The organism is Burkholderia sp. Bp8991 (assembly GCF_003853795.1).
Classification (GTDB): Bacteria; Pseudomonadota; Gammaproteobacteria; order Burkholderiales; family Burkholderiaceae; genus Burkholderia.
The window spans coordinates 69608-76129 of sequence record NZ_QTQJ01000035.1; the positions used below are offsets into that span (position 1 = coordinate 69608).

A 6522-nucleotide genomic window follows, 5' to 3' on the forward strand; every position below is an offset into this window, starting at 1 on the left:
GCGATATCCGCTTACTTGACGGTCAGGTGCGTCTTCGACTGCGCTTCGTGATACTCGTCGTGGAACTCGTAGGTGCCGGCCTTCAGCGGCCCGACGAGGATTTCGACCGACTTGCCGGCCGGCACGACCTTCTCTGCCTTGAAATCGTCGCTTTCGAATTCCGCGGGCGTCGCGTCGAGGTTCTTCACGACGAACTTCACCTTCTTGCCGGCCGGAATCGTCACGCCGTCTGGCGAGAACCTGTGGTCCTTCAGGGTCAGGTTGACGACGTCGTCGGCAGCGAAGGCGGACGTTGCCGATGCGCCCAGCAGGGCCAGTGCGAAACCGAAAGCGAAGCGATTCATATGGGTAACGAAATGAAATATCGTGGGGGAACCGATAGTAAGATCGATTCGCATTTCCCTCCCGAAGTACCCTTACTGCCGCCATGGACATCGGGCGTCGTCGACGCGACACGCACCTTGTCGTGCAAGGCTCCGCCAGATTTCGCCGACAATGCGCGACCGTCAATCGGGAAAAATTCCGACTGACGTACATCGGCGCATTACGATTCGTCTGACTTCAGCTTTACAAACAGCTTGTACGATGCCGAACACGACGAATCGCTTGACCTTCCCACCATGGCAAGCTTCATGCTGGCGACGTTTGTGAATCGCCACCCAACCCAGGAGAACACGATGGAATTCGAAGTCCAGGATATGACCTGCGGCGGCTGCGCCAACGCCATCACGCGTGCCGTGACGGCAGCCGACCCCGCTGCGAAGCTCGACATCGACGTTGCCGCGAAGACGGTCAAGGTCGAATCGGCGCAAGGCGCCGAACGCGTGCAGTCGATCATCGAAGCCGCGGGCTTTCACCCGGCACTGCGCACGGCCTGACGCGCGCATGCGCAGCACGGGCGCGGCGCCCGTCGGCACCGCGCCCGCACACCGGCCGCGTCAGCGCAGCCGGATCAGCGTCGACTTCAGTTCGGTGTACTTCTCGAGCGCATGCAGCGACTTGTCGCGGCCGTTGCCCGACTGCTTGTAGCCGCCGAACGGGAAGTTCATGTCGCCGCCTTCGTCGTAGCAGTTCACCCACACCGTGCCCGCCTGCAGCCGGCGCGACACGTCGTGCGCGGTCGTCAGGTCCGACGTCCACACCGCCGCCGCGAGCCCGTACTCGGTATCGTTCGCGATCCGCACCGCCTCGTCGACATCGTCGAACACGATCACCGACAGCACGGGACCGAAGATCTCCTCGCGCGCGATCTTCGCATCGGGCTTCACCTCGAACACCGTCGGCTCGACGTAGAAGCCGCCCGTCTCCGCCTTCACGCGCGCACCGCCCGTGACGAGCGTGCCTTCCTTGCGCCCGGCGTCGATGTAGCCGAGCACGCGCTCGAGCTGGATGCCGTCGACGATCGCGCCCATCGATACCGACGGATCGAGCGGGTTGCCCGGCACGTACGCACGCGCGGCCGCGACCAGCTTCTCGATGAACGCGTCCTTGATGTCGCGATGCACGAGCAGGCGCGAGCCGGCCGTGCACATCTCGCCCATGTTGTAGAAGATCGCGCCGGCCGCGGCCTGCGCGGCGCGGTCGAGATCCGGGCAATCGGGCAGCACGATGTTCGGCGACTTGCCGCCGAGTTCGAGCCATGCGCGCTTCAGGTTCGACTGCGCGGCGTACTGCATGATCAGCTTGCCGACTGCCGTGGAGCCGGTGAACGCGATGCAGTCGACGTCGCGATGAAGCGCGAGCAGCTTGCCCGGTTCGCCCGCGCCCGGCACGACGTTGAACACGCCGGCCGGGATGCCGGCCTCGTACGCGAGCTGCGCGACGCGGATCGCGGTCAGCGGCGATTTCTCCGACGGTTTCAGCACGACGCTGTTGCCGGCCGCGAGCGCCGGGCCGAACTTCCATGCGGCCATCAGGATCGGGAAGTTCCACGGCACGACGGCCGCGACCACGCCGACCGGCTCGCGCGTGACGAGGCCGACGAGATGATGGTCGGCCGGCGCGACTTCGCCGCCGACCTTGTCGATCGCCTCGGCGAACCACTCGACGCAATACGCGGCGCCCGGCACGTCGACCGTCGTCGTGTCGCCGATCGGCTTGCCGGCGTCGAGCGTCTCGAGCAGCGACAGTTCGTCGAGATGCTCGCGCATCAGTGCGGCCCAGCGCAGCAGCACGGCCTTGCGCGCGCGCGGGTTCAGTCCGGCCCACACGCCGGCGTCGAACGCGCGGCGGGCGGCCGCGACGGCGGCGTTCACGTCGGCCTCGCCGCAATCGGCCACCTTCGCGAGCACGCGGCCGTCGATCGGGCTCACGCAGTCGAACGTCTTGCCGCCGTGCGCGTCGCGCGACGCGCCGTCGATGAATGCGCGCCCCTCGATCTCGAGCGACGCCGCCTTGTCCTGCCAGTCAGCCAAAGTCAACTTGTTCATTCAGGATGCCTCAACGGTTGTGGCATTCGCGCTGCGGCACGCCGTGCAACGGCAACGCTGCCGGCGGTGGCGAATGCGGTGATGCGCGGTCAGAAGGTGGCCGGCGAATTGGCCGACACGACCTCGCAGAGCTGTTCCGCGCTGGGATTGCGAAAACGGTGCGGCAAACGGCTTTCGAAGTAGTAGCCGTCTCCGGGGTCGAGCAGCCAGGTCGCGCCGTCGACGGTGAGCTCGAGCCGGCCCGACACGACCACGCCACCCTCGTGCCCCGCGTGCACGAGCATCTCGGGCCCCGTATCGGCGAGCGGCTGGTAGACCTCGCGCATGATGCACATGTTGCGGTCCTTCACGCCCGCGCCGACGAGGTGAAACGCGAGCGCGTCGTTGCCGAGGTTCGGCATCTCGTCACGTCGCGACACGACCGAGCGCGATTCGACCAGCTCGAACGTGAAGAACTCCGCGAGACTCATCGGGATGCATTCGAGCAGTTTCTTCAGCGAGCCGACCGACGGGCTCACGCGCCCCTGTTCGATCAGCGAGATCGTGCCGTTGGTCACGCCGGCCCGCTTCGCGAGTTCGCGCTGCGACAGGCCATGCTTGTTGCGCACGAAACGCAGGCGCTCGGCGACTTCGGTGGACATCGATTCGGTTTCGGACACGATAGAAGTGCGGTGAAAAAGTGAAACGACGCGTTGGACAGCGTTGAGCAGCCGTTGAATATTCTAATCACTTTATGCCACACATCAGCGGGGAAAACCCTGAAAGGCGTTCGAAATAATGAACACCTCGCGCGTCATTCCATTTACGAATATTTTGTTCGCAGTGCCTCGGGAAAGCCCTGACACGAGACCGTCAAAAAACATTTGACGCCGTTTTTGGCTCGTATATGCTGGCTCTCAGGTCAGCGTCATTGGCCATTCATCGGCACCGGAAAACGTTATTGCAACGTAAAAATTGATGCCCATCAATGTAAATGACGCAGGCCGGGCACCTTGATTATTTTAAACGCCTCGCGCGCCGAAACGATCAGGTGTTCAATACTTTCAACAAACCAGTCGAGTGTAATCGTGAGAGTCCGTGGCCCTCTGGTGAGGTGGGATCGAGGCGATGTGCGAAGTTTGCGCAGCGCTGCTCCCGCTTCCGATGGCAGTTGCGGCTGGCATAGTCCTCGCCTGCTGCATCTGTCGATCTACACCATCCTGTCCCGTCGTTCCGTTCGCCGTCACAACGCCGTTTCCGCACGCGCGTTCGTGGCCGTCGATACCGACGAAGTCGCGTCGCTGCTGCCATAGCGCCTCTCCTCCTTTTCTCGTCGTTCGTTTCAACTGCCTGTTCGTCAGCCCCGTCGTCTGCGCGGTGACGGAACGCGTTCGCGCATTCATTGCCGCGTCGCACGGCACGACGAAACGAACGATGGCCTGACCGTCGCGCGCAGCGCGGATCGCCATGCGAACCCGTTGCGCCCATTCACCAGCGGCCTTGCGCGCTTCGCGAGGCTGCGGGGCCGTGTCGCGCCTGCATTTTGCGGTTTTCCCGCGTGATGCACGCAACGGTCCTACGGACAACTGATTGACGTCATGGAAAGGAAACCCCTCGTCGGCATCACCGCCGACTTCACGCAGATCGGCGCACATGCGTCGCACACGGTCGGCGACAAGTACGTCGCGGCGATCGTCGACGGCGCACACGCGCTCGCGATGGTGCTGCCCGCGCTCGGCGATCGCCAGTCGGTCGACGACGTGCTCTCAACGGTCGACGGCCTGTTGTTTACCGGCAGCTATTCGAACGTCGAGCCGCACCTGTATGGCGGCGAGCCGAGCGCGCCCGGCACGAAGCACGATCCCGCACGCGACGCGACGACGCTGCCGCTGCTGCGCGCGGCGATCGTCGCGGGCGTGCCCGTGCTGGCCGTGTGCCGCGGCTTCCAGGAGCTGAACGTCGTTTGCGGCGGCACGCTGCATCAGCGCGTGCACGACGTGCCGGGCCTCGCCGATCACCGCGAGGACGACGACGCGCCGATGGACACGCAATACGGCCCCGCGCACGTCGTGCGCCTGACGCCCGGCGGCGTGCTGCACACGCTCGCCGGCGGCCGCGACGACGTGCACGTGAACTCGCTGCACAAGCAGGGCATCGCGCAGCTCGGTTCCGGCCTCGCCGTCGAAGCCGTCGCGCCGGACGGCCTGATCGAGGCCGTCAGCGTCGTCGATGCCCCGGCCTTCGCCCTCGCCGTGCAGTGGCACCCGGAATGGCGGCATGCGCATGACCCGCTGTCGAGCGCGATCTTCCGCGCCTTCGGCGACGCCTGCCGCGCGCGCCGCGACGCCCGCACACGTGCCACGGCCGCCGCCGCGCTCGCCTGAGCGCGCCGACCCACATAACGAGAACAGACATGCAAGACATCGAAGACTTTCTGAAGCAGCACCGGATCACCGAGATCGAAGCGATCATTCCCGACATGGCCGGCATCGCGCGCGGCAAGATCACGCCGCGCAACAAGTTCACGTCCGGCGAATCGATGCGGCTGCCGCAGGCCGTGATGGTGCAGACCGTCACCGGCGACTATCCGGAAGACGGCTCGCTGACCGGCGTGACCGATCCCGACATGGTGTGCGTGCCCGACACGTCGACCATTCGCCTGATCCCGTGGGCCGTCGATCCGACCGCGCAGGTGATCCACGATTGCGTGCACTTCGACGGCTCGCCGGTCGAGATCTCGCCGCGCTACGTGCTGCGCCGCGTGCTCGACCTCTACAAGGCGAAGGGCTGGAAGCCGGTCGTCGCGCCGGAGCTCGAGTTCTACCTGGTCGACATGAACAAGGACCCGGACCTGCCGCTGCGTCCGCCGGTCGGCCGCACGGGCCGCCCCGAAACGGGCCGCCAGTCGTATTCGATCGAGGCGGTCAACGAGTTCGACCCGCTGTTCGAGGACATCTACGAGTACTGCGAAGCGCAGAACCTCGACATCGACACGCTGATCCACGAAGTCGGCGCCGCGCAGATGGAGATCAACTTCATGCACGGCGACGCGCTGTCGCTGGCCGACCAGGTGTTCCTGTTCAAGCGCACGGTGCGCGAGGCCGCGTTGCGCCACAACATGTACTCGACCTTCATGGCCAAGCCGATGGAAAACGAGCCGGGCTCGGCGATGCACGTGCACCAGAGCATCGTCGACGAGGAAACGGGCCGCAACCTGTTCACGTCGCCGGAAACGGGCGGCGCGACCTCGCTGTTCTACAACTACCTCGCGGGGCTGCAGAAGTACACGCCCGCCTTGATGCCGATCTTCGCGCCGTACATCAACTCGTATCGCCGGCTGTCGCGCTTCATGGCCGCGCCGATCAACGTGCAGTGGGGCTACGACAACCGCACGGTCGGCTTCCGCATCCCGCACTCGGGCCCGGCCGCGCGCCGCATCGAGAACCGGATTCCGGGCGTCGACTGCAACCCGTACCTCGCGCTCGCGGCGACGCTCGCGGCCGGCTATCTCGGCATGACGCAGCGTCTCGAGCCGACCGAACCGCTCGTCAGCGACGGCTACGAGCTGCCGTACCAGCTGCCGCGCAACCTCGAGGAAGGGCTCACGCTGATGGCCGCGTGCGAGCCGCTCGGCGAGATTCTCGGCCACAAGTTCCTGAAGGCGTATTTCGCGCTGAAGGAAACCGAATACGAAGCGTTCTTCCGCGTGATCAGTTCGTGGGAACGCCGCCATCTGCTGCTGCACGTCTGAGCGTGCGCACGACCGAATACGGAATCACGGAGGAAACATGACGTACCGCAACGAATCTGCCTGGATCCAGCCGGCCGCGCCGGCCACCGCACCGCGCACGACGCAGGCACGCTCGACCGCCGAATACCGCGCGCTCGACGCCGCGCACCACATCCATCCGTTCTCGGACATGGGGGCGCTCAATCGCGCGGGCAGCCGCGTGATCGTGAAGGCCGACGGCGTCTATCTGTGGGACTCGGACGGCAACAAGGTCATCGACGGGATGGCCGGCCTCTGGTGCGTGAATGTCGGCTACGGCCGCAAGGAACTTGCCGATGCCGCATATCGCCAACTGCAGGAACTGCCGTTCTACAACACGTTCTT

The 6522-nt window shown here is 65.3% G+C and carries 8 protein-coding genes; 5 read left to right on the forward strand and 3 right to left on the reverse strand.

Annotation, left to right across the window (positions count from 1 at the left end):
* Positions 1-11: 11 nt before the first annotated feature.
* The gene (locus DIE02_RS29550) at positions 12-344 is read right to left on the reverse strand and encodes a cupredoxin domain-containing protein (protein ID WP_124486627.1); all 333 of its coding nucleotides are present in this window, start codon (positions 342-344) and stop codon (positions 12-14) included.
* Positions 345-677: 333 nt separating this feature from the next.
* On the opposite strand from DIE02_RS29550, the gene DIE02_RS29560 reads away from it, so the two are divergent.
* Positions 678-878 carry a heavy-metal-associated domain-containing protein gene (locus DIE02_RS29560; RefSeq protein ID WP_044849094.1) on the forward strand — a complete coding sequence of 67 codons (201 nt, stop codon included), beginning with the start codon at positions 678-680 and terminating at the stop codon, positions 876-878.
* A gap of 60 nt (positions 879-938) precedes the next feature.
* Here the strand turns inward: DIE02_RS29560 and DIE02_RS29565 are convergent, their stop codons facing one another.
* The gene (locus DIE02_RS29565) at positions 939-2429 is read right to left on the reverse strand and encodes an aldehyde dehydrogenase (protein ID WP_124486628.1); all 1491 of its coding nucleotides are present in this window, start codon (positions 2427-2429) and stop codon (positions 939-941) included.
* Between the two features lie 89 nt (positions 2430-2518).
* On the reverse strand, positions 2519-3070 hold the full coding sequence (locus tag DIE02_RS29570) for a cupin domain-containing protein (RefSeq protein ID WP_044849101.1): 552 nt from the start codon (positions 3068-3070) through the stop codon (positions 2519-2521).
* Between the two features lie 468 nt (positions 3071-3538).
* Here DIE02_RS29570 and DIE02_RS36195 point away from each other — a divergent pair, with 468 nt between their 5' ends.
* From DIE02_RS36195 to DIE02_RS29590, 4 genes are all read left to right on the forward strand, one after another.
* Positions 3539-3721: a hypothetical protein gene (locus tag DIE02_RS36195; protein ID WP_006402789.1), complete on the forward strand. Its 183-nt coding sequence runs from the start codon at positions 3539-3541 to the stop codon at positions 3719-3721.
* Between the two features lie 285 nt (positions 3722-4006).
* A complete protein-coding gene (locus tag DIE02_RS29580; RefSeq protein ID WP_124486629.1) occupies positions 4007-4792 on the forward strand; it encodes a gamma-glutamyl-gamma-aminobutyrate hydrolase family protein in 786 nt (261 codons plus the stop codon).
* Positions 4793-4821: 29 nt separating this feature from the next.
* The gene (locus tag DIE02_RS29585; RefSeq protein WP_044849097.1) at positions 4822-6159 is read left to right on the forward strand and encodes a glutamine synthetase family protein; all 1338 of its coding nucleotides are present in this window, start codon (positions 4822-4824) and stop codon (positions 6157-6159) included.
* A gap of 37 nt (positions 6160-6196) precedes the next feature.
* A partial coding sequence (locus tag DIE02_RS29590; protein WP_124486630.1) for an aminotransferase class III-fold pyridoxal phosphate-dependent enzyme occupies positions 6197-6522 on the forward strand: 326 nt, incomplete at its 3' end.

Excerpts from the sequence above, each read along its gene's own strand:
- DIE02_RS29550 (WP_124486627.1), bottom strand. The coding sequence starts at position 344 with ATGAATCGCTTCGCTTTCGGTTTCGCACTGGCCCTGCTGGGCGCATCG.
- DIE02_RS29560 (WP_044849094.1), top strand. The coding sequence starts at position 678 with ATGGAATTCGAAGTCCAGGATATGACCTGCGGCGGCTGCGCCAACGCC.
- DIE02_RS29565 (WP_124486628.1), bottom strand. The coding sequence starts at position 2,429 with ATGAACAAGTTGACTTTGGCTGACTGGCAGGACAAGGCGGCGTCGCTC.
- DIE02_RS29570 (WP_044849101.1), bottom strand. The coding sequence starts at position 3,070 with ATGTCCACCGAAGTCGCCGAGCGCCTGCGTTTCGTGCGCAACAAGCAT.
- DIE02_RS29580 (WP_124486629.1), top strand. The coding sequence starts at position 4,007 with ATGGAAAGGAAACCCCTCGTCGGCATCACCGCCGACTTCACGCAGATC.
- DIE02_RS29585 (WP_044849097.1), top strand. The coding sequence starts at position 4,822 with ATGCAAGACATCGAAGACTTTCTGAAGCAGCACCGGATCACCGAGATC.